This is a genomic window from Neomelitea salexigens DSM 19753 (assembly GCF_000422345.1).
GTDB classification, from domain to species: domain Bacteria; phylum Pseudomonadota; class Gammaproteobacteria; order Pseudomonadales; family Spongiibacteraceae; genus Spongiibacter; species Spongiibacter marinus_A.
Genome location: NZ_AULP01000001.1, coordinates 438,260 through 460,340, shown reverse-complemented (window position 1 = coordinate 460,340; position 22,081 = coordinate 438,260). Strand labels below are relative to the sequence as shown.

At 54.5% G+C, this 22,081-nt stretch carries 24 protein-coding genes; 23 read left to right on the top strand and 1 reads right to left on the bottom strand.

Translation table 11 applies throughout. The features are described from left to right. Positions 1–17 precede the first annotated feature (17 nt). The 8 genes from H573_RS16695 (at position 18) to H573_RS0102135 (ending at position 8,398) form a co-directional block, all read left to right on the top strand. Complete coding sequence (locus H573_RS16695; protein WP_161624227.1) at positions 18–917, top strand: DUF3369 domain-containing protein; 900 nt, start codon at positions 18–20, stop codon at positions 915–917. A 2-nt stretch (positions 918–919) separates the two neighbouring features. Then, on the top strand, positions 920–2,113 hold the full coding sequence (locus H573_RS18755) for a sensor histidine kinase (RefSeq protein ID WP_051170867.1): 1,194 nt from the start codon (positions 920–922) through the stop codon (positions 2,111–2,113). A gap of 10 nt (positions 2,114–2,123) precedes the next feature. Further along, a complete protein-coding gene (locus H573_RS16685; protein ID WP_051170865.1) occupies positions 2,124–3,785 on the top strand; it encodes a sensor domain-containing protein in 1,662 nt (553 codons plus the stop codon). A gap of 159 nt (positions 3,786–3,944) precedes the next feature. Then, positions 3,945–5,255 carry a serine hydrolase domain-containing protein gene (locus tag H573_RS16680; RefSeq protein WP_051170863.1) on the top strand — a complete coding sequence of 437 codons (1,311 nt, stop codon included), beginning with the start codon at positions 3,945–3,947 and terminating at the stop codon, positions 5,253–5,255. Between the two features lie 143 nt (positions 5,256–5,398). Next, entirely contained in the window at positions 5,399–6,901 is a 1,503-nt protein-coding gene (locus H573_RS0102150) for a DUF3336 domain-containing protein (protein ID WP_036255461.1), read from the top strand. A 98-nt stretch (positions 6,902–6,999) separates the two neighbouring features. Continuing rightward, positions 7,000–7,440 carry a YeeE/YedE family protein gene (locus H573_RS0102145; protein WP_027872831.1) on the top strand — a complete coding sequence of 147 codons (441 nt, stop codon included), beginning with the start codon at positions 7,000–7,002 and terminating at the stop codon, positions 7,438–7,440. Further along, positions 7,437–7,847, top strand: coding sequence for a YeeE/YedE family protein (locus tag H573_RS0102140; RefSeq protein ID WP_027872830.1), 411 nt, complete (start codon positions 7,437–7,439; stop codon positions 7,845–7,847). Before H573_RS0102145 ends, H573_RS0102140 begins: the two co-directional genes overlap by 4 nt. Before the next feature lie 77 nt (positions 7,848–7,924). Beyond that, the gene (locus tag H573_RS0102135; RefSeq protein ID WP_027872829.1) at positions 7,925–8,398 is read left to right on the top strand and encodes a DUF2505 domain-containing protein; all 474 of its coding nucleotides are present in this window, start codon (positions 7,925–7,927) and stop codon (positions 8,396–8,398) included. A gap of 7 nt (positions 8,399–8,405) precedes the next feature. Here the strand turns inward: H573_RS0102135 and H573_RS0102130 are convergent, their stop codons facing one another. Beyond that, on the bottom strand, positions 8,406–9,362 hold the full coding sequence (locus H573_RS0102130) for a tRNA dihydrouridine synthase (RefSeq protein ID WP_027872828.1): 957 nt from the start codon (positions 9,360–9,362) through the stop codon (positions 8,406–8,408). A 37-nt stretch (positions 9,363–9,399) separates the two neighbouring features. Here H573_RS0102130 and H573_RS0102125 point away from each other — a divergent pair, with 37 nt between their 5' ends. The 15 genes from H573_RS0102125 (at position 9,400) to gspN (ending at position 22,071) form a co-directional block, all read left to right on the top strand. Continuing rightward, positions 9,400–10,260 carry a hypothetical protein gene (locus tag H573_RS0102125; protein WP_027872827.1) on the top strand — a complete coding sequence of 287 codons (861 nt, stop codon included), beginning with the start codon at positions 9,400–9,402 and terminating at the stop codon, positions 10,258–10,260. Positions 10,261–10,397: 137 nt separating this feature from the next. Beyond that, positions 10,398–10,571, top strand: a complete 174-nt coding sequence (locus tag H573_RS0102120) for a rubredoxin (RefSeq protein ID WP_027872826.1) — start codon at positions 10,398–10,400, stop codon at positions 10,569–10,571. A 151-nt stretch (positions 10,572–10,722) separates the two neighbouring features. Further along, the gene (locus H573_RS19240; RefSeq protein WP_204997026.1) at positions 10,723–10,890 is read left to right on the top strand and encodes a DUF3012 domain-containing protein; all 168 of its coding nucleotides are present in this window, start codon (positions 10,723–10,725) and stop codon (positions 10,888–10,890) included. 183 nt (positions 10,891–11,073) lie between these two features. After that, entirely contained in the window at positions 11,074–11,952 is an 879-nt protein-coding gene (gene gspC / locus H573_RS0102110; RefSeq protein ID WP_027872825.1) for a type II secretion system protein GspC, read from the top strand. Continuing rightward, positions 11,949–14,135 carry a type II secretion system secretin GspD gene (gene gspD, locus H573_RS16675; RefSeq protein ID WP_234701822.1) on the top strand — a complete coding sequence of 729 codons (2,187 nt, stop codon included), beginning with the start codon at positions 11,949–11,951 and terminating at the stop codon, positions 14,133–14,135. Before gspC ends, gspD begins: the two co-directional genes overlap by 4 nt. Next, positions 14,135–15,616, top strand: a complete 1,482-nt coding sequence (gspE, locus tag H573_RS0102100; RefSeq protein WP_027872824.1) for a type II secretion system ATPase GspE — start codon at positions 14,135–14,137, stop codon at positions 15,614–15,616. The genes gspD and gspE overlap by 1 nt, the downstream gene beginning before the upstream one ends. Next, positions 15,603–16,820, top strand: a complete 1,218-nt coding sequence (gene gspF / locus H573_RS0102095) for a type II secretion system inner membrane protein GspF (protein ID WP_027872823.1) — start codon at positions 15,603–15,605, stop codon at positions 16,818–16,820. The genes gspE and gspF overlap by 14 nt, the downstream gene beginning before the upstream one ends. A gap of 9 nt (positions 16,821–16,829) precedes the next feature. Next, the gene (gene gspG / locus H573_RS0102090; RefSeq protein WP_027872822.1) at positions 16,830–17,273 is read left to right on the top strand and encodes a type II secretion system major pseudopilin GspG; all 444 of its coding nucleotides are present in this window, start codon (positions 16,830–16,832) and stop codon (positions 17,271–17,273) included. Continuing rightward, on the top strand, positions 17,248–17,754 hold the full coding sequence (gene gspH / locus H573_RS18750; RefSeq protein WP_084497864.1) for a type II secretion system minor pseudopilin GspH: 507 nt from the start codon (positions 17,248–17,250) through the stop codon (positions 17,752–17,754). Before gspG ends, gspH begins: the two co-directional genes overlap by 26 nt. Next, positions 17,751–18,113, top strand: a complete 363-nt coding sequence (gspI, locus tag H573_RS16665; protein ID WP_036255459.1) for a type II secretion system minor pseudopilin GspI — start codon at positions 17,751–17,753, stop codon at positions 18,111–18,113. The genes gspH and gspI overlap by 4 nt, the downstream gene beginning before the upstream one ends. After that, complete coding sequence (gene gspJ / locus H573_RS0102075; RefSeq protein WP_027872820.1) at positions 18,113–18,721, top strand: type II secretion system minor pseudopilin GspJ; 609 nt, start codon at positions 18,113–18,115, stop codon at positions 18,719–18,721. The genes gspI and gspJ overlap by 1 nt, the downstream gene beginning before the upstream one ends. Beyond that, positions 18,718–19,698 carry a type II secretion system minor pseudopilin GspK gene (gspK, locus tag H573_RS16660; RefSeq protein ID WP_051170860.1) on the top strand — a complete coding sequence of 327 codons (981 nt, stop codon included), beginning with the start codon at positions 18,718–18,720 and terminating at the stop codon, positions 19,696–19,698. The genes gspJ and gspK overlap by 4 nt, the downstream gene beginning before the upstream one ends. Continuing rightward, positions 19,695–20,876, top strand: a complete 1,182-nt coding sequence (gspL, locus tag H573_RS0102065) for a type II secretion system protein GspL (RefSeq protein WP_154653816.1) — start codon at positions 19,695–19,697, stop codon at positions 20,874–20,876. Before gspK ends, gspL begins: the two co-directional genes overlap by 4 nt. Beyond that, positions 20,873–21,355, top strand: coding sequence for a type II secretion system protein GspM (gspM, locus tag H573_RS0102060; protein ID WP_027872818.1), 483 nt, complete (start codon positions 20,873–20,875; stop codon positions 21,353–21,355). Before gspL ends, gspM begins: the two co-directional genes overlap by 4 nt. Further along, entirely contained in the window at positions 21,352–22,071 is a 720-nt protein-coding gene (gene gspN / locus H573_RS0102055; protein WP_027872817.1) for a type II secretion system protein N, read from the top strand. Before gspM ends, gspN begins: the two co-directional genes overlap by 4 nt. The last annotated feature ends 10 nt before the right edge of the window (positions 22,072–22,081 follow it).

Sequence of the window (22,081 nt, the reverse complement as noted above, 5' to 3'; positions counted from 1 at the left end):
ACCCCTGGGTGCTGTTGGTGGTTGACGACGAAAAAGTCGTGCACTCAGTGACGAGGCTTGCTCTGGAAGATTTCGAGCTAGGCGGGCGCGGTTTGCAGATGATCAGTGCGTATTCGGCCGCCGAAGCACAAGCGCTACTTCAGCAACACGACGATATCGCCGTGATTTTGTTGGACGTCGTTATGGAAACTGATCATGCGGGGTTGGAGCTGGCACGTTATATTCGTGAAGAGCTCGGCAATAACTTGGTGCGAATTATCCTGCGTACGGGGCAGGCAGGACAGGCGCCTGAGCACGAGGTGATTACGCGCTACGACATCAATGATTATAAGGAAAAAACCGAACTGACCCGCCAGAAATTATTTTCTACCGTCTATACTGCTCTGCGCTCCTTTAGGGATCTCAGTGCGTTAGATAATAATCGGCGCGGACTATTGCGGGTCATTGAGGCCTCTGCAGCAATTTTCGAGCGCAGGCAAATGCATGCTTTTTATGACGGTGTGCTCGAGCAGATGATCGCGTTGTTATACCTGAATCGTGATGCGATGCTGATTCGTGCTTCGGGAATCGTAGCCGAAGCCAGTGCGCGTAAACTACAGATACTGGCCTCGGCAGGTAAATTTACGGATTTTGAGGGCGAAGTGAGTTGCAGTGCATTTGATGAGGTGACACGTGAGCGCTTGCGTAGCGCGTTTGAGAAAAAGACCAATAACTATGGCGACAATTACTGGGTGAGTTATTACCAAACACAGGCTGGAACCGAGCAATTATTGTACGTTTCCGCGCGAGATGATTTTTCGGTTCCCGATATCCAAATGATTGAATTATTTGTAAGGAACGTGGCGATCGCGCACGATAACGTGGAATTAATAGATAGCCTGCGAGATGGAAAGGGCGATGACGGGAGTGGGAGATAACAGTGGCTATCGATGACCCCCTAATGCTGGCGGCAGACACCTCGATACAGGGTGAAAATCAAACGCCAAATCAGGCGCTAAAAACGTGGAAGATCTTGATCGTCGACGATGAAGAAGAAATCCATGTAGTGACGCGTTTGGCACTGCATGACTTCACCTTTGGCGGCCGGCAATTGGAGTTTATCAGCGCATACTCGGGCGCTGAAGCGAAGGCCATGATTCGCGACAATCCCGATGTGGCAATTATTTTGCTGGACGTTGTGATGGAAACGGACAGTGCCGGTTTGGATGTGGCGCAATATATTCGTCAGGACCTTGGCAATCATTTTGTTCGCATTGTATTGCGAACTGGGCAGCCCGGCCTGGCTCCAGAGAGGCGGGTACTCAAAGTCTATGATATCAATGACTACCGCGCGAAAACGGAGCTTACTCAGGACCGTTTGTTCTCGGTTATTTACACGGCTTTATCATCCTATCGCGACTTGGTTTCCCTGGCGAGAAGCCGTCACCAGCTTATCGGCTTAGTCAATGAAATTGAGCAGTTGTCTCACTTGGCGGCAAGAGACCTGCAGGTGCCGTTAAACGACGTTGTCGGTACGATTCGGCGTTTGTCCTCGCAAAAGCAGGAGGCATTACCTGCTGCGATTGCCGAGGATGTCATGGATATGCGGGAAAATATTTATGCGATGCAATCGGCGTTGAATAAACTCGTTGCCCTGACGTCGGTTGGGCGTTTCAACGAGAGCCGTGAAACGGTCGACTGCAATGCGGTGATCCACGAGGTGCTGGTGAATCTCGATGCTGAATTTCGCGCTAGCAGCGCCAATCTCCACTGTGAGACATTGCCCACGATTCACGCCTGCCACCGGCAAATGGTTCAGCTATTCCAAAACTTGATCAGCAATGCCATTCGCTTTACAGAAGGTCACGCTCCAGACATTTACATCAATGCCGTTACCCATGAGCGGAATTGGTTGTTTTCGGTGACGGATACTGGTCGAGGTATCAGCCCTGAGCAGCACACCAGCTTGTTTAACTTGTTCCACCGCGATAGCACCGAGGGCGTCTCCAAAGAGTCTGGTGTGGGGCTGGCGATATGCGAAAAAATTGTGCGCTGGCACGGCGGGAAAATCTGGTTGGAGTCTGAAGTCGGCAAGGGATCGACCTTTTACTTCACCATTCCTCTGAGCGAGTAAGGGGCGAGCGATGCGTGCTGACTGGATCGTTTCGGGCCTCTCACGGGCGATACTGTGCGCAGATAGCGAGGTTAACATCTGTTATCTGAACCCAGCGGCTGAACGGTTGTTAGCGGTAAAGGGTGGCGATGTGTGCGGCAAGCCGGTCAGCGAAGCGCTCGGGTTAAAGGATGAGTATGGCGGCACGTTAACGGCGGCCGCGCTGAATGACATCAGCTTGCAGGGTCATGAAGCGAGGCTTCGTTTATCAGCAGACGGAGGCGCGCACGAAGCCGAGTTGGCAGCCTGCGTGTCGCCTGTTCACAATGGGGCGGGAGAGCAAGTGGGTTACAGTCTCATGCTTGCATCTCATACCTTGTCGAATCTCGACAATGCCGGCGCTGTGAGCCATCTCGACCCATTAACCTCCTTGGAGGGGCGAAAGGAGTTCGAGCACCGTATTGATAACTTGGTGAATGACGCCGCCACCAGCTCCCGCACTCATGCATTGCTCTACATCGATATTGACCAATTTAAGTTAATCAACGATACCAGCGGGCATGGCGCGGGTGACAACCTGATTAAGGTGGTAGGGGAGTGTATACATGATGAATTGTTTACCGGCGACCTACTTTACCGATTGGGCGGTGATGAGTTTGGTGTACTACTAAGCAATGTGGACGCGTTTGAAGCCCGCGCTGTTGCCTCGCGTTTGGTTAAGGCAGTTAAGCGCATCAATTTCAGCTGGGGTAATATCAGCCACCGAGTATCGGTAAGTATTGGCGTTGTCCTTATTGACCAGTATTCCCTGGAGCGTCAGACCGTGATGAGTCAGGCCGACGTGGCGATGTACTCCGCCAAGGATGATGGCCGAGATCGCGTTCACATATACGATGTACAGGATAAAAACCTCAGTCGCCTGCACGATGAGATGGATTGGGTGCACCGTATAAACGAAGCCCTGAGCAACGATGACTTTTGTCTGGTGCGCGAGCACATCGTAGCGCTAGGTGATGACACCTCAAAGCTATGCTATAGCGAGTTGTTGCTTCGCATGAAGTACAAAGGCGAGCTGCTCAGCCCCGGGCAATTTATGCCAGCGGCGGAGCGCTTTGGCCTCATGCCGCAGATAGACCGGTGGGTTGTGAATGCCGCCATTGCATACCTTCGCGCGAATCCGCAGTTAAAGCCTGGCGAAAATATGTTTTCGGTTAATATCTCCGGGCAGTCGCTGTGTCAGGAAGCCTTCCTGGAGTTTGTCTATAGAAAACTTCGCCGTGGTCATGTTGATCCGGGGCTGATTTGCTTCGAAATTACTGAAACGGTTGCGATCACCAATTATTCCGTAGTGACGCGCTTTATTGAGCGCGTGCATGAACTGGGCGGACAGTTCGCGCTCGATGATTTTGGTACAGGCATGTCGTCCTTCGGATACCTACAAGAACTGCCGGTAGATTTTGTCAAAATAGATGGGCTCTTTGTCCACGATATGGACACCAACCCCGTGCACGAGGCCATGGTGCGATCTATTAATGACATCAGTCATGTACTGGGTAAGCGGACCATCGCAGAGTTTGTCGAGCGAGAGTCAGTGCAAGACAAGCTGCGTGATTTAGGTGTCGATTTTAGTCAGGGGTATTTGCACGGTCGCCCAGCGCCGCTGCTAGATGACAGGGCTCAGGCCAATTCCTGATAAGTCCTGTTTGACTGGAATTCCTGCCACAATTTACTCAAATGCCCGGATTTCTACTCCATTTCGGCTCTAGTTCACACTCTTTTGGCATGCTATAACTGTGCGTTATTGTGCAGTAACCTGATTTCCGGGGCGCTGTGTCGACCAAAGAGTGTAGTTATGCTGCTTTCCAAGCAATGTAAGTCATTGAGTAACAAGATTTTTCGTGCGCCGGGTGCCGAGTACCTCACCACGAGTAAAGCGATTATTGATAGCGCTGAACTTTCTCCCGAAGGGACGGGAATGGAAGCAGGCGATGTCGATGCGATATGGCAGAAAGCTGAGGCTTTACACCGCAGTGGTATGCATCCAATGGTTAGCATGACTCTTCGTCGCAACGGTAAGCTTTTGATTAATCGCAGTATTGGCTACGCACGCGGCTTGGAAAGCGGCTCACCGGAGGTTGCTGAGCTTAATACCCCCGTGTGCTTATTTTCCGCCTCCAAGGTAGTAACGGCGGTACTGGTCCACAAACTTGCCGAAGATGGACTGATTGACCTCCTCAATCCGGTCAGTCACTACATTCCCGAATTTGCTCAAGGTGGTAAGGCAAATATCACCATTTACCAGTTATTGGCGCATCGCGCGGGCGTTCCAGGTGTGCCGCCGGGTACGCCAACCGACATTCTTTTCGATCCGCAGGCCGCGCTGGAGAAAATCTGCGCGGAACCGGCCTTGTGTGAAGACGGCAGGGTCGTTGCCTACCATGCAATCACCGGTGGTTTCGTGCTCGCCGAACTTATTCGAATATGTACAGGCAAAGACATCAATACCTACCTTGATGAGGTGATCCGCAAGCCAATGGGCATGCGCTTTTTCCGTTACGGGCTAGAAGAAGCGGACCACCATCACGTTGCAGAAAATTATATTAGTGGTGTGGCAAATATCGGCCCGGTAGGTCGGCATTTGGAGAAGGTGCTGGGAACCGACGTCGATTCCGTTGTGCATTTGTCCAACACCGCAGACTTCTTGAATGCGCAAATCCCAGCGGGCAACCTGTACGCGACGGCTGAAGAAGCCAGTCGTTTTTTTCAAATGCTGGTGCAGCAAGGGGAGTGGCAGGGCAAGCAGGTATTATCGCCGCTGACAGTCAACCGCCTTACTAGGGAAGCGGCGCGCCCACAATTTGATCGCTCGCTGATTATTCCTATGCGATATAGTGCTGGCGCCATGTTAGGTGGCCGCCACATTGGGGTATACGGACGTAATACGCCCTACGCATACGGGCACTTAGGATTTTCTAATATCCTCTGTTGGGCAGACCCCCAGCGGGATATCGCGGTGTCCATTCTCAATACCGGCAAGCCCGTTGTGGGCAATCACATACTGAGCTTGCTCGGCTTGGTGGACGGAATCAGCACGCGGTGCGCGCCATGCAAGAACATGGAGATATTGAACAGTAAAATGCCGCGATTTTCGTTGAACACCTAGTCATTTTATTGTTCGCCGACTCTGTTATTATTGTATAACTAACTGGCACTAGTGAACTAAGCATCAGTGCTGATACTCGGTTCGCACACAAGCTGCTACGGTGATGTGTGATTGCCTTGTTACACGGCCAAAACAGGAAGACCATGCCCTCTACAATTAAGAAGCTCGACAAGAAATTGCAGGAAGCCTCCAGCTTTGATGAGTGGAAGTCGCTGGCTCAGGAACACGACCGCAGCTCGGGCCGAGCTCACTGGAAGAAGATCGACAAGACTAGCTTGTACGATTACGCCTCGATTCGCTCTCGGCTCGAGCGGCTCAGGTATTTCCGCGAGAACAACGACAATATTGGGCTGCTGTTTACCCTCAATGAGGGGATACACGGCAATATGGGAGGCATGGGTAAGCCTGTGCTGTACTCCCGTGCAAAATTTGGTACCAAAGAGCTCATTGGCGACTACGTCGATGCCATTGTCGATGCCCTGGATCATCTGAGTAACTTGGACTGTGACCAGCCCGGCTTTGTGGAGCGCCTGGACTTTTTCCGTCGCGCTAATAAGTGTTATGGAAAGTCGGCCTTAATGCTCAGTGGCGGGGCGATACTGGGGAATTTCCACGTAGGCGTGGTTAAGGCGCTGATTGAGCAAGACCTATTGCCCGACGTCATCTCCGGCGCCAGTGCCGGCTCGCTGATCGCCGCCGTGCTCGGCACAAAAACTGACGAAGAGTTGGGGTATTTCCTCGATACCGATAACTTGTTGCAGGAATTGCGCTTAGAAATGGAACTGGTCAACAACGACCTGTCCAGCACGACTCCCCGCATCAATCACCGCATGCTCAAGGAGAAGATCGCTAAGCTGGTGCCGGATATGACCTTCCAGGAGGCCTTTGAAAAAACCGGTCGCCACATTAACATTTCGGTCTCGCCGTCCGATGTTCACCAGACTTCTCGCCTACTCAATGCGGTTGCCTCGCCCAACGTCTATATTCGCAAAGCGGTTCTCGCATCGTGTGCAGTACCCGGCGTATTTCCGCCAGTGATGTTGGAGGCGAAAAACGTCCACGGACACCCACAGCCCTATTTGGCAACGCGCCGTTGGATCGATGGCTCCTTCAGTGACGATTTGCCTGCTAAGCGTTTATCCCGCCTGTACGGCGTAAACCACTTTATTGTCAGCCAGACCAATCCCATTGTGCTGTGGATGTTGCACGATGCGAAGTCGGATCAGGCGGGTGTCGTTAAGTCACTGAGGCACTTTACAATGCGCAGCCTTAAAGAGTGGTATAAGGTTAGCAACGGCCTGATTCAAAAATACTTTAAGTCCTCACCGAAGGTGCGACGGCTGGCAAATATGGCCAATGCGGTCATCAGTCAAGAGTACACCGGGGACATTAATATCATCCCACGCTACCGCTTTTTTGATCCGCGCAAGCTTCTCAATGAGCTGACGGAAGATCAATTGCGCTTCTTTATCAAAGAAGGGGAGCGAGCGACCTGGCCGAAGATTGAAATGATTCGTACCAGCACCAAGATTAGCCGGAAGTTGGCAGATATTTTGGAGCGCTATGAAGATGAAGAGATGGTGCGACTGGGTAAGCATCACCAACACCACCTCGGCGCAGAAATGCCGCGAAGCCGTCGCGCCTAAGTCAATAATCTCTCGCTAAGCCCCGCTTGAGCTTGAACCGCAGCGGGGCTGCTCGTACTATTTGCTCTCCTCAGGCCTGCCTAACAACGGAGAGTAGTATGGTAGAAGCTACAACCTTTACCCCCTATATATCAGCTTTTGGTGGCGCCTTAATTGGCTTGTCAGCGGTTTTGCTTATGTGGTCTGTGGGCCGTATTGCCGGGATATCTGGAATCGTTGCCGGGGCGGCCTTGGATCGCGGTGAGGAGCGTAACTGGCGACTGCTGTTCCTGTTGGGCTTATTCATCGGGGCGGGCGCAACAGCGGCGCTAAGCGGGGCACTGGATGATATTCAGCCGCTGGTGTCGACGCCGGTGTTGGTGGCCGCAGGCGTACTCGTTGGTGTCGGTACGTCGATGGGCTCGGGTTGCACGTCTGGTCACGGCGTATGCGGCATCTCGCGTTTTTCCTGGCGCTCAATTGTTGCTACTTGCCTGTTCATGTTGAGCGGCTTTGTTACGGTATTTGTGATGCGCCATGTACTGGGAGAAGGCCTGTGAAGAATATTGTCATTGTGTTGGCGGGGGCTTTATTTGGCGCCGGTATTGCGATTTCCGGAATGGCCAATCCGGCCAAAGTGCAGAATTTCCTCGACCTGTTTGGGGTGTGGGATCCGAGTTTGGCCTTTGTTATGGGCGCAGCGCTCATCGTTGCAACACCCGCCTATTTTTTCGTTTTTAAAGCGGGTAAACCGAAATTTGCTGAGCGTTTTCACTTGCCCGAACGCAAGGATATTGATCGCAAGCTAGTGGCCGGAGCCGTGCTGTTTGGCATGGGGTGGGGCTTGAGTGGTCTTTGTCCCGCGCCGGCGCTGGTAGCGATACTCAGCGGCATAGGTCACTTTGTTGTGTTTGCCCTGGCAATGCTTGCCGGCATGATCCTGCAGCGGCAGTTTATGTCGCGATAGCGTCTGTGGAAAGTGCCGGATTGAGTGTAAACTGCAGGCTCTTAAAAAAATAAGCGCCTAGCGCGAAGGGAGTGCTCATGACGGTAAGTTTGCAATTTGAGCAGGATCTGGAAACGGTATGGAACCGACTTCAAGACCCTGATTTTCGTGTGGAACGCAGTTTAGCGCTGGGCGAACTCAGCGCCGATTGCGAAATTGAGGATCACGGTGACACGCTTACCGTGCATATGACGCGTGAAGTGACGAGGGAATTGCCGTCAGTACTGGCTAAGGTTTTTAACCCGAAGCAAACGCTCAAATTTGTCGAAGAGTGGCAGGCAGATGGTGACGGATGGTCCGGTACCATTCAGATTACCGTAGATGGCCAGCCGGTGGTGCTATCTGCCGAAATGTCACTTCAGCCAAAAGGTAGCGGGTGTGAATACCGCGTCAGTCATCGCTGCAAGGCAAAGATCCCACTGGTTGGCGGCAAAGTTGAGAAATTCGTCTTGTCCCAGACCGATAGCGGTGCGGTGGATGAATTGAACTACCTCAAGTCAGATCTTGGCTGAATCCTTCTCAGGCTGCTTGCTGGTGATCCAGTAACGCAGCCTGCAGATCTTGCGGCGCGCGTAGGCGTTTAATCTCTTCGAATAGCCCTGCGGCCTCTGGGTAGTGGCGGCGCAAATATCCCAGCCACTGCTTCACGGGGCCGCCAACATGACGGGGCGCACAGTTGACCAGGCTGTCCTGAAATAGCTCGCACACCATTGGAAATATTTGTTGCCAGTCTTTGTCTTGGTAGCCATTGCCGGCCTGCGCGGCTTTAATCGACAGGGCGAGGTCTGGGCGCGACAGAATTCCTCTACCCAGCATAATATTGCTGCAACCGCTGTCTTTTAGGCATTTTTCGGCATCTGTAGGGCTCCATATCTCGCCGTTCGCGACAATGGGTATTGCGAAACGCTCGCCTGCGGGGGCAATTTCGTGCCAGTGGGCAGGCGGCGTGTAACCGTCGTCGCGTGTGCGAGCGTGCACTGTCAGCTGCTGGGCGCCGCCGTCCACAATGGCGGCAACGACATCCAAAAATCGGCTGCGGTCGCGGTAACCTAGGCGGATTTTTACGGTCAAAGGACAGTGCTTGGGGAGTGCCGCTCGGATTTCACTCACGATGTTGTGGATCAGTTCGGGCTCGTCCAGCAGCACAGAGCCGCCTCGATGGCGATTGACGCATTTAGCCGGACAGCCAAAGTTTAGGTCGACGCCCAGCGCACCTAACTCGGCGGCGCGCGCCGCATTGTCGGCCATCGGTAACGGCTCGCTGCCCAGCAATTGAACGTACACAGGAACGCCACTGGGGGTTTTGCCATCGAGTTGCAGTTCAGGGCAGAGGCGATGGAACACCCTTGGCGGCAGCAATTGGTTGGTGACGCGAACAAACTCGGTAATACAGCGGTCGATGCCGCCTGCACTGGTCAGCAGTGCGCGCATGCGTGCGTTGACGACACCCTCCATCGGGGCGAGATGAATTTGCATGGCGTGGATGCTCTGACAAACGTAAAATAGGCGATCAATGTCGGCGCATTATAGCGAGCTTGCCGGCATCTTTGGGGAATTTACCATGGCAGTGACTAAACGTTCCGGCATATTGTCGATATTGCTACTGGCAGCTACTGCCGGCGTTGTGCTGGCTGTGGTTCAGGCCTACTCGACAGCGCCAGATGCTGAGACGCTGGCCGAAGAGTCAGAAATATTTAACGCGGACGACGCGCAGTGGTTTGGTGAGGAGCCCGAGATCCGCAGAGTCGTTGTGGGTTTGTCCGTGCAGCAAGCGCAGGGTAGCGAGCAGGCCCTGGTTGCGGTTGATGGTCAGGAGCGCTTTGTTCGGTCGGGTGACACTTTGGCGGCGCCCTGTCTGCGCGTTGCGGAAATTCTGGACGAGAGCCTCTTGCTGGACAGTTGTGGGGCATACCAATTGCTGCCCATTGGCGGCAGTGGTTTCCACTATAAGCCTCTGGCGACTGGCAGGGCCCAGCCGGCAGCGAGGGTGGAGACCGTTGATCTGCGCGGCAACAATGCAGTCACCACATTGGTTGCTGAATACCTTGAGCGCTTGTACACCTCACCACTGTCGCTGCGCGGGGCGGTGAAAGTAGAGCGTAAAAAGTCGGACTCCGGTGAGCGGGAGTACTACCTTTACCCGGGCAAAGATGAACGCCTTTTTTCCCAGCTGCCGCTTCGTAGCGGTGATCGCTTGCACGCCGTGAATGGCATTGCGCTGAGCGATAGCGAGGCGTTGAGCGACTTGTATGAGCGTCTCGATGAGGTGGAGGCGATCACCATTACTTTGGCGCAGAATCAACAGAGCACCAAGATAGTATTGGTGTCCTTGCCGGCAACCGTTCAGGCAATGATTCGTCTCGCAGCCGAGTAGTTGCTTTGCAGACTTCGATGCGCCTTTCCTTGCGAAATGATTGACTTTCCTTAATATTTTGTCGGTCTCTCGGGTAGTATACTGAGCCAAACAATAGCGGCGACTCAGCTGCCTCGCAGCACTGTATGGAGAGAACGATGAGCGACTATAAAAAATGGGAATGTGTTATCTGTGGCTTCATTTATGATGAGGCAGAGGGTATTCCCGATGACGGTATTCCGGCTGGCACACGCTGGGACGATGTTCCCGAAGACTGGGAGTGCCCCGATTGCGGTATCAGTAAGTTCGACTTCGATATGGTTGAGGCTTAGTCACTGACGCTGCACTCTGCCGGTAGTTTTCAGCAGAGTGCAGCACCCCTCAAAAATTACCTTCCACTGTGCGCCTCGCACATTGCCTCTGTTACACTAGGCCGGATTTGGCGCAAAAGCGTCGTTCAACTGTCCAAGACCAGAGGTAATTATGCAAATGATAAAAAAAGCCTTGTTACTATCTTCACTGTTGTTGGCTGCAGCCTGTGCTCCTGAAGTGGGTTCCGAGGCATGGTGCGCGGCGATGAAGGAAAAGCCCAAAGGTGATTGGAGCGTCAACGAGGCAAGCGACTACACCAAACACTGCGTATTTAAATAGTGATAAGCCTGTCCAGGCCGGGTAGCTTTGCCCGGCTTTGATGACGGTTTGATGAAAAGGGCATTGCAAGCCTAGCTGGCACTGGCTAAAACCTTGCAAAGGCGTCGTTCGTGGTAAGAAAAATGTCACACTGTTTCTCTACTATGCGTCGCTTAGCTACAACGGTAGGGATGATGTACAACTGTGGATAAATTGGCGGTAGTAAAAATTTTGCGTAGCTCCCAGTTGCGCTCCGCCATCAGCGCCTTGCTTTTAGTGTTGTTGATTGTGTTGCTGACCGAGCTATTTTGGAGTGTCGCCAGCATCTTGCGCACGCCAACGTTGCCCCCTGCCAGCGTTGCCACGGTTGATGTTGCGACAGGCAATGGCCCCGACTACAGTGTTCAGTCTTTGCTCGCCGTCCCCCTGTTTGGCGAGCCACCCAAGGCGGCGGTGGATGAGCAGACGATCCAGAAGGATATCAAGCGCAGCCGTCTGAAAATTACCGTGCTTGGCGTTGTCGCCGGCAGTAAAGACAGCGGCGTGGCGATTCTGCGCCACGGCAGCAAGACGAAAGCCTACGGCGTGGGAGAAAAGATAGAAGTCGCCGGGGCCGTGAAACTGTTGGCGGTAATGCCTGACCACATTGTGATTGAGAACAACCGCAAGCAGGAAAAAATTGAACTGCAAAAACGCCGCGTGAGCCAGGGGATTAGCGCGACAGCTACTCCTTCAGCGGCTAATGGCGATGTGATCGACCTGAATCGTGCTGAAATCCGTGATCTTATTGGCGACCCGCGGCAGACGATTCAAAATAGCCCGCTGCGTTTGGCGCGCTTTTTTGCCGCGAGCCCGGTCATGGAGGGCGAGCAGCTCATTGGCTATGAGATGAAGCCTGGGCGCGATCCACGCCTTTTTAAGCTACTTGATTTGAAGCCGGGCGATGTCGTTTTATCTGTGAATGGCCAGTCGTTGTCGGAGTTGCCGACTACCGAATTAATGAAGCTGATGGAAACCACGCAATCCTTCGAGCTGCTTGTGCAGCGCAACAATACGATTTTGAGCAAAAGACTGGATATATGAAAACTTTTCTCCTAAGCCTATCACTGCTGGTGGTAATGGCCGCGCCGCTGCAAGCTGCTTACGCCGAACGCTTCGAGCTCGACATGCAAAATGTTGATATCGGTGAATTTATCGATACGGTTGCCAAATTGACGGGCAAAACTATTGTTGTAGATAGCCGAGTTAAGGGCAAAGTCAGCGTTCAGAGCCACAGAAAACTCGACGCCGATGAACTTTATCAAATCTTTCTGCTGCAACTTGGGGTAGAGGGCTACTCTGCGGTCGAGGCCGGCGACGGTGTGCTCAAAGTTATTCCAAATCAGGCGGCGAAAATAGAAGGCATTGAAGTCCAGCGCTCCTCTGCTGCAGTAGGTCGCAGTGAGTCCATCATTACCCGCATTGCGCAGCTACAGAACGCAGATTCCGACGAGCTGGTGAAGTCATTACGGCCCCTCGTCGATAATAAAGTCGGGGTAATCACCAGTTACTCCGACGCCAACATCATCTTGATTACCGATCGCGAATCCAATGTTCGCCGCCTGATGTCTATCATCTCGGCCGTTAACTCTGTCGACTCCCAGTTGATGGAGACCGTGGTGTTGCGCAACTCCTCGGCGGAAGAGGTGGAGCGCGTTTTAAACAAAGTGCTGTCGCAACAAACGCGCAAACGGGGATCATCCAAGCCTGTTGTCGCGGCAGACCCACGGACGAATACGCTTATTCTATTTGGTGACGACGAGGCGCGTAGTTATCTGCGAAGGCTAGTTGCTGACCTCGATAGCGAGGTGTCCAGCCAGTCGAATATTCGCGTTAGGTATTTGAAGTACGCCAAAGCAGAAGAGTTAGCCAAAGTCTTAAAAAGCATAAGCGACACCATTGTTAAAGAGGATCAGAGCGCGGGTCGAAATGCGGCGCCGGGTGTGTCGTCATCAATTAATATCGAGGCACACGAGCAGACCAATTCCATTGTTATGTCGGGTAGTCCGCACATTATTTCTGACTTGGAAAAAATCATCCGCGACCTGGATATTCGTCGTGCGCAGGTGCTGGTCGAAGCCATCATTATTGAAGTTACTGACAGTAAGGCTAAAGAGCTAGGGGTACAGTGGCTATTTAGAGGGTCTCAAGAGGGCAGCACACCTGCAGGTGGCATCAATTTCGGCGGCGGTGCATCGGGTACCAGCGGTACACCGGGAATTATTAGCCTGTTGGCCGGCAGTGATGCAGCGGCGGCGGCTGCGTCAACGGTCAAGGGCGCTGCCATAGGTCTGGGGAAGCTGTCAGACGGCTTTAGTTTTGCCACCTTGGTTTCGGCGTTGGCGAGTGACTCGGAGTCAAATATTCTCTCTACACCCAGTCTACTCACCCTTGATAATGAAGAGGCGTCTATTCTGGTGGGGCAGGAAATCCCTGTCATCACCGGCTCGACTGCGAGTTCCACAAATACCAACCCTTTCCAGACCATCGAGCGGCAAGAAGTCGGGACCAAGCTCCTGATGACGCCGCAGATTAACGACGGGGATGCTGTGCAAATGACGATTGAGCAGGAGGTGTCCTCGCTCAGCCCGGCAACGAATGCCGCCGATGTAATTACTAATAAGCGCACCATTAAAACGACGGTACTGGTGAACGACGGTGCAACAATCGTGTTAGGCGGCCTTATTGATGATCAGGTCAATGAGCAGACGGCGAAGGTGCCTTTGTTGGGGGATATCCCCCTGTTGGGCAGATTGTTTCGTGCGGATAACACCAGCATGTCCAAGCGCAATTTGATGGTGTTTATCCGGCCAACGATTGTCCGTGACCAGGCAACGCTCTCTGAGCTCAGTGGCAGAAAGTACAACTTTATTCGTACAGAGCAGTTGGCTAAAGCCGCATCCGGTATTTCCTTGTTCCCGTTCACCGAGCTATCGGTACTACCAGAATGGTCCGGCCTGGAGCCGTCGCCGGTAGATTTGCTGCCCCGCGAAACGCTCGCTGAGCCGCCGGTTAAGGCATCGCCACCCGCCAACACTGAATCCGCACCGGAGAATGCGCCAGCGCCGCAGCCGCCGGCGCAGCAGGGCGCCGCTGCCAGTCCCGCAGAGGAAGCGCCGGTTACGGCCGAGCCCATAGAGTGGCGTAAGGATGAATGCAGCCGTCGAGTGCGCGCTGGCTCGAAGATGCCGCGCCGCTGTGACGGCGCTGAGGATGGCCAAGCCTGATGTCGCGCCCTTTAAGTTACGCCTTCGCACGCACTAATCGCCTGTTGGTGGAGGATGGCGAGCATGGCCCTCAAGTGTTGGTTTGCCGCACCACGCCAGCGCCTGCCTTGGCCGAGGTTCAGCGAGCGCTGAATGCGCCATTTTCAATGGCGTTATGTGATGAGGAAGCACTGCAAGAGAAGATTAACGAGGCTTTTCAGCGCCAGCAGGGCGATGCGATGTCGGCGATGGGCGATATCAGCGACGAAGTGGATCTTGACCGCTTGGCGGAGGAGATCCCCGAGTCTCAGGACCTGTTGGACGCGCAGGATGACGCGCCAGTTATCCGCCTGATTAATGCCTTGTTCGGCGAAGCGCTAAAGCGCGACGCCTCCGATATTCATATTGAAACCTACGAGAAAACCATGTCGGTTCGCTTGCGAGTGGACGGCATTCTTCAAGAAGTATTAACACCCAACCGTCGCCTCGCCCCCTTACTGGTGTCGCGCATAAAGGTGATGTCTCGCCTGGATATTGCGGAAAAGCGTGTGCCCCAGGATGGTCGCGTGTCACTGCGAATCGCCGGGCGGTCGGTGGATGTGCGGGTGTCGACCATTCCATCGAATTATGGCGAGCGCGTGGTGATGCGCCTGCTGGATAAACAGGCCGCGAGAATCGATCTCTCTCATCTCGGTATGCCTGAGAGAACACTGGCCAAACTGACCGACCTGCTGCACCAGCCCAATGGTATTATCCTGGTGACCGGGCCAACTGGCTCCGGTAAAACCACTACGCTTTATGCCGGGTTGATGGCCTTGAACGACCGCAAGCGGAATATTCTCACCGTGGAAGACCCGGTAGAGTACGACATTGAAGGGATCGGTCAGACGCAAGTGCATGCCAAAGTGGGTATGACCTTCGCGAGGGGCCTGCGGGCGATTCTTCGCCAGGACCCCGATGTCGTGATGGTCGGCGAGATTCGCGACCAAGAGACGGCCGAAATTGCCGTACAGGCGTCGCTAACCGGTCACATGGTGTTATCGACCTTGCACACCAATACCGCCATTGGCGCCATTACGCGTCTGGTCGACATCGGTGTAGAGCCTTACTTGATTGCGTCGAGCTTAAAAGGTGTATTGGCGCAGCGTCTGGTGCGTCGTTTGTGTCAGTCCTGCCGCCAGCCAATCACACTGGATGCGACGGAAGCGCGCCTGCTGGGAGATACCCAGTTAGAGGGTCAGCAAGCCTACAATGCCGGTGGCTGTGAAGCATGCCAGCACTCTGGCTATCGCGGTCGTCAGGGCGTCTATGAACTGTTGGTGATCGACAGGGAGCTGGCGGAAATGATCCATAATCGCGCCGGCGAGCAGGAAATTCAACGCTACGCCAGTGCCCGAATGACAACGTTGATGTCAGAGGGGCGGCGGTTGGTGGTCGAAGGTCAAACGAGCCTCGACGAGCTATTGCGCAGCGTTCGCGAGGGTGCCGATGCCGGCCTTTGAGTACCGTGCACTCGACGCTGGCGGCGCCAGTCGCAAGGGCATCGTAGAAGCCGATTCGATCCGCATGGCAAGACAAGCCCTGCGGGATCAGCAGTTATTTCCGGTAGAAGTCAAAGCCACTCGCGATAAATCTTCCGGTAAGGGCGGCTTGTCATTGTCGCGGCCGCGTATCGGTATTGCCGATCTCGCGCTGTTCACCCGCCACTTAGCAACACTGATACATTCCGGAATACCGGTCGAAGAGGCCTTGGCGGCAACGGCAAAGCACAGCCGCAAAGAGGCACTCAAGCGTATAATTCTGGAATTGCGTTCGCGAGTATTGGAGGGGCATTCGCTCGCCGATGGCCTGAACGACCACCCCCACGTTTTTAACTCTGTTTACCGCGCTCTGGTCAGCTCTGGCGAAAAATCCGGTGACCTGGCAGAGGTGTTAAACCAGCTCGCAGAATACACCGAAGACAGCCAAAAGCTGCGCGGTGTGATTGTGCAGGCGGCGCTCTATCCCGTGGTATTGTGTTTTGTCGCCATCGGCGTCATTACCGCGCTGATGACCTACGTTGTTCCAAAGGTCACCGCACAGTTTGAACACTATGATCAGACGCTGCCGTTTTTAACACGGGCACTAATTAGCATCAGCGACGGCCTCGCCAGCTACTGGTATGTGATGATTTTTGCGATAGCGGCTATCGCGTCGGGCGTTTATTTATGGATGCGCGATCCGCAACGGCGCTTGCGAGCCCACCGCTGGGTATTGAAGGTGCCACTTTGGGGGCTGCTAATGCTGGAGCTCGACGCGGCGCGCATGTTGCGTACGCTGGCGATTTTGCTGTCGTCGGGGGTGCCGTTTTTGGAAACGCTGAAAGTGGCCTGTGCAACGCTGGGCAATGAGCATTTAAAACAAAGCATGGATCGCGTGCGTGAGCAGGTGCGCGAGGGCAAGAGCTTCAGCCGGTGTTTACAGGATGAAGCGGAATTGCCACCAATGGCGGTGTATATGATCGCCAGCGGCGAGTCCAGTGGTGAGTTGGAGCAGATGGTTCAGCGCGCCGCCGCCAACCTGGAGCGAGAGCTTCAGGCCCGTGTGCAAATGTTTGTCAGCCTTTTTGAACCCCTGTTAATCGTGGTTTTGGGGCTGGTAGTCTTAGCGATCGTGTTGGCAATTCTGCTGCCGATACTGCAATTGAATAACCTTACTCAGTTTTAGGAGGTCGACGTGGAGTCGCGTGCATTGAGTTCTCGCCGCCAACAGGGTTTCACACTGTTGGAAATCATGGTCGTTATCGTCATCTTGGGGCTCTTGGTGGCCGTTGTTGCTCCGAATGTGTTGCAAAACCAAGACCGAGCGATGGTGGAGAAGGCCCGCGCAGATATAGCGGTGTTGGAACAGTCACTGGATATGTATAAGTTGGATAACCACGTTTACCCAACCACCGACCAAGGGCTAATGGCGCTGGTCAAGCGGCCTGAAGCGGGCCCCTCACCGAAAAATTATCGCAGTAATGGCTATATTAAACGCCTGCCTGAGGATCCCTGGGGTAACCCCTATAATTACATCCAGCCTGGTGAGCACGGCCCCTACGATCTGTATTCCACCGGAGCTGATGGTGAAGAGGGCGGTGAGGAGTTAGCCCGTGACATCGTCAACTGGCAGGAGTAGTCAACGCGGCTTCTCTTTGCTGGAGCTGTTGGTTGTTATCTTTATTATTGGCCTGATGAGCGGTGTTGCCGTTCTGACTCTGCCCAGCAGAGGTGGCGAAGAGCTGCTGCGCGAAAATCGCGCGGTAATTCTGCTGGCGCTGCGCACAGCAAGGGCGGAGGCGGTGTTTAGTGGCCGCAGTTTGGGCTTGTTATGGGACGGCGATAAAGGCCGCTTTCTGAGCCGCAATGCCGACGGCTGGTCAGCTATTACCCAAGGGCCATTAGCCAAACCTTTGGAGATAGACGACGACTTGCGCAGTGAAATCCTGTTAGCAGGCGAGCCATTAAATCTGCCTGAGGGTGATGACCGGCGCGTATTGACACCCCAGATACTGTTTTTGGGCGACGGCCAGACCAGTCCATTTCAATGGCGCCTATTATCTGCCGATGGCGGCTCCATCAGTGTTGATGACCGCTTGCGGCCGGAGGCGGCGCGGTGAGGAAGCAACGCGGGTTTACACTGCTTGAGATCATGGTCGCGCTGATGATTTTTGCTACCGCAGCTGTGGCCTTGAGTAAGAGCTTGAGCGAAGCGACCCTCAGCACAGGTGAGTTAGAAAAGCGCCAATTTGCCGACCTGCTCGCACAAAATCTGCTGATAGACATTCTACGGGAGGGCTACGGGAACCGTAATCTGGGGGAGAAAAGCCTTGCGGGTTACGATTTTGTTTGGCGTCGGCGCTTGAGTGATACACCGGACCCCGCCATCCGCCGAGTGGATATCAGTGTTCAGCTCTCTGGCGAACAAGACACCTTAGCCAGCCGCAGCGCTTATATGCCTAAAAAGGTGGGCCAGTAATGCGCAGGCAGGGCGGGTTTACTCTTGTCGAGCTACTGATTGCCATTGGCATCATGGCCTTGTTGGGCGCAATGGCCAGCGCCATGTTGAACGGCGCACTGTCGAATCAAGAGCAGGTAGCTAAGCGCCAATACCAGCTGGAGCGCCTGGCACTGGCCCTGCAGATGATGCGCCGGGATTTGGAGCAACTTACGCCGCGGATTCCCCGGGATGAACAAGGTGACGCGATGGGGGCAAGAATCGTCGCTGAACAGATTGGTGAAAACAGCGAGCTGGAGTTTGTTCACGGTGGCCGCCGTGTATTGCCGGGGCAGCGTTTAGCCAGCACCCTGGAGCGTGTGCAATACCGCCTTGAAGACGGGCAGTTGCAACGCCGCAGTGCTGGCGTTGCCGACCCAACACAGAATAGCGCCTGGCAAAAACGCGTGATGCTCGAAGGGGTGGATCGCTTTGTTGTCAGTTTTTATGACGGCAGTCGCTGGACCAATTTTTGGCCGCCCAGCACGCAGTTAAATGCCCTGCAGCCCAAGGGCCTGCGTGTCGAGCTGGATGTTGGCCCGTGGCCAGGCATCGAGATGAACGTTGTGCTACCGGAGCTGGTGCCATGAATCTGCCGTCGAAGCAGCGCGGTGCAGCGCTGCTAATGGTATTGCTGATGGTCTCCATTATGTTGGTGTTGTCAGTGAACCTGGTGGAGTCTGTGCGTTACAGCAGTCAGCGGCTGTTGAATCAACGCTACATGGATCAGGCCTATTGGTATGCGTTGGGCGGCGAGTACATCGCCGCGAAGTCGCTGGAAGATGTGGCGGGTGAGGACGTTATTGCACTGAACCAGAACTGGGCGCGCCGCGATGTTGTTTTTCCCGTGGAGGGCGGCTCTATCGCAGGGCTTATCGACGACCAGCAAGCTTGCTTTAATGTCAATCGCTTGCACCGGCCTGATGGCAGCGAACAGAGTGGCCAGAAGAGCGGCGCGCAACAAGTATTTGAGTTGTTGCTGTTGAATGTGGAGGTCGATGTTCAGCGCGCTGAGTATATCGGCCAGCGCTTAAGCGACTGGGTGGATAGCGACTTCTCGCCCGAGGGCCCTTTTGGGGCGGAAGATTTGAGCTACAGTGGTGAGGATTATCCCTATCTACCGCCCAATCAGGCCATTGACTCGGTGAGTGAGCTGGGCTTATTCGCCGATTTTGACGCGGAGGAACAGGAGGCGCTGCGGCCCTTTTTATGTGCGCTGCCCGAATTTGATACCCGCTTGAATATTAATACGCTGGGCGAGGAAGATGCCCCACTATTGGCGGCAGCTATCGGTAACCTGCTGGCCGTGGAGCAAATACAGCGACTTATTGCTGAGCGTCCTGCGGAGGGTTGGGCGTCCGTTGAGAGTTTTATTGCCAGCTTGGGCCTTCCCGAAGGGCAACAGGTCGCCGCTGAATTCCAGGCGGGACTGGGGGTGAAGTCCAGTTACTTTCTGGGGCTGGCCGATGTGTTTTACGAGCAGCGCCGACTGCGCTTATACAGTCGCTTTGTACTTCGCAATGGCAAAGCCTATGCCTATGCGCGGGAATATGGAGAAGTTTTTTGAGCGAACGATTACTGCTATCAATGCCGGCGCCCAGTGAGCCTACAGTGCAATGGCTCCAGTGGGACACCGAGGCCGAGCAAATGCTCGACAGTGGTGTTGTCGATGCGCAAGCCAGCGCACTTGCCACACTGGCCGAGCGCTTTGCTTCGCTGCCCTGCTTTGTCGTGGTGCCGGGCGAGTGGGTGAGCTGGCAACGGGTCGTGCTTCCAAAAGGGGGGCGCGTTGGCTTATCGGCGCTGCCATTTTTGCTGGAAGAGCAGCTGTGCAGTGACCTGGAACAGGTTCACCTGGCCTGTGGCGTTATACGTGCCAATGAATCCACCGATGTGTTGGTGGTTGACCGGCAATACATGGACCGGTGGCACGGCCTACTGGCCAACAGCGGTTTGAAAATTAAAACGGTGGTACCCGATTACGCTGCACTGCCTGCCAATGTTGCGCTGATCGATGACACGCGAGCAGTCGCCCATATTGGACAGCAGGCAATTGCCATCGCCAAAGATAACCTCAGCTATTGGTGGCAGCTAGCGGCAGGTCAAGATACCTCCGCGCAAATATACCACCTGCAGGGTACTGAACTGCCCGCTGGCTTAAATGAGCAAGGCCAACAGGTCTTTGAGCATCGCTTAGCGATGATTGCCAAACTATGGCAGCCCTGGCCAGTAAACTTGTTTAGCGGCGCCTATGCGTTGCGCGATGAGAGTGCGGCGCAATGGAAGCAATTTCGCTGGCCAGTGCTACTGCTACTAACGGTGCTGTTCACTCATTTCATTCAATTGGCCTTGGACGTTCGTGATAACCGGCGCCAGATCGAATTGTACGAGCAGGGCATGGTAGATATTTATCGCGATGTTTTCCCCGGTGCTCGAGTCGTGAACGCGCGTAGTCAAATGCGCAGTCAGTTAAATGCTCTGGAGGGCGTGCGCAGCGACAGTGACTTCCTTCCCTGGCTGGAGCGGATTGCCAATGCCAGCAAAGGCAATGTATCCCTGCGCATTCAGCAAATGACCTATGCCAATAGCGCGATCAAAATACTCGTCGAAGCAGACAGCTACGACGGCGTCGATCGCTGGGTGGCGGCACTTGCCTCTCAGGGCTTTGAGGTGGAGCGGGGCGCCTTTGGGCAGATGGATAAGGGGATCAGCGGGCAGCTTGAACTGCGGGAGGCAGCGCAATGAACGCGTTGATAAATTGGTTCGAGAGCCGCAACGAGCGAGAGCGCACGATTTTGCTGGTGGGGCTAATTGCCGGTGTCCCACTGCTAATTTGGCTGGCCGTTTGGCAGCCCTTGATCAGCGCTAAGCAGCAGTCGTCTGAGCGATTAGAGCAGCGTCGAGAGGCGTATTTATGGATGCAAGATGCGGCAGCAAAAGTGCGCGCGGCGCAACGCAGCGGTCGTAAAGTCGCAACGGTAACCGGCTCCACCCAGCAACAAATCACCAGCGCTGCCAGGCAGTATACAGTTGCCATCAGCCGCATTGAGCCTCAGAGCGGCGGCCGCTATGCGGTGCAGGTTAGCAATAGCGACTACAACAATATTGTGCGTTTTATCGATGCCCTGGTCGCTTCGGGCATGCCGTTGCACACCGTCTCAATGAGCCGATTAGATGTGCCGGGTAAAGTGTCGCTGCGAGTGGTATTAGGAGGCGAGGCTTGAAGCGCTTAGCGATAATTGTTGTTTGCATACTGTTTTTTATCGTCGGCGTTGTTTGGCGAGCTCCCGCTTGGCTGCTAAGCGATGTAGTGGGTGAGCAGTTAGCTGGCGTCGAGCTGGGTGTTGCCAAGGGCTCGCTTTGGCGTGGCGAATTCAGTCATGTTGGAGTTCAGGGTGTCACGCTTCGCGGCGTAAGTTGGCAGCTGTCTCCTCTGCAGAGTTTTTCCGGGAACCCCCTTACTCTATCTGTTGCCGAGCCCGCCAACGTGGCGCTAACGGCCGGTGTTAAGGGTGATACCTTGCTGATTTCGGGGCTGACTGCCACAGGGCGTTTGGCGCCTGTACTTGAGGCCATACAGGTACCTGCGATGGGCTTTGACGGCGTATTCAATGCGCAGGCATCTGAGGCAAGTATGACCGCCCAGGGGTGTCAGTCGCTCACCGGGGAGGTGGAAATAGGGCAGCTAAGCGGTGACATTGACGGCTTGGAAAGCCTGGGGCAGATTCGAGCGGAGGTCAGCTGCGATGCCGGTAGACTGCGGATCGTCATCGATGAGGCTAACCCTCACCGCCTACGTGGCACTGTAACGCTCGATTCGCGCGGAATACCCCGCGGTCAAATTAGTTTAACGCCACCGCCGCAGAGTGATATTTATCGCAGCCTCAGCCAAATGTTTGGGCGCCCGCGCAATGGCAAGGATTTCACGCTGCGTTTGTAAGGGATGGAAC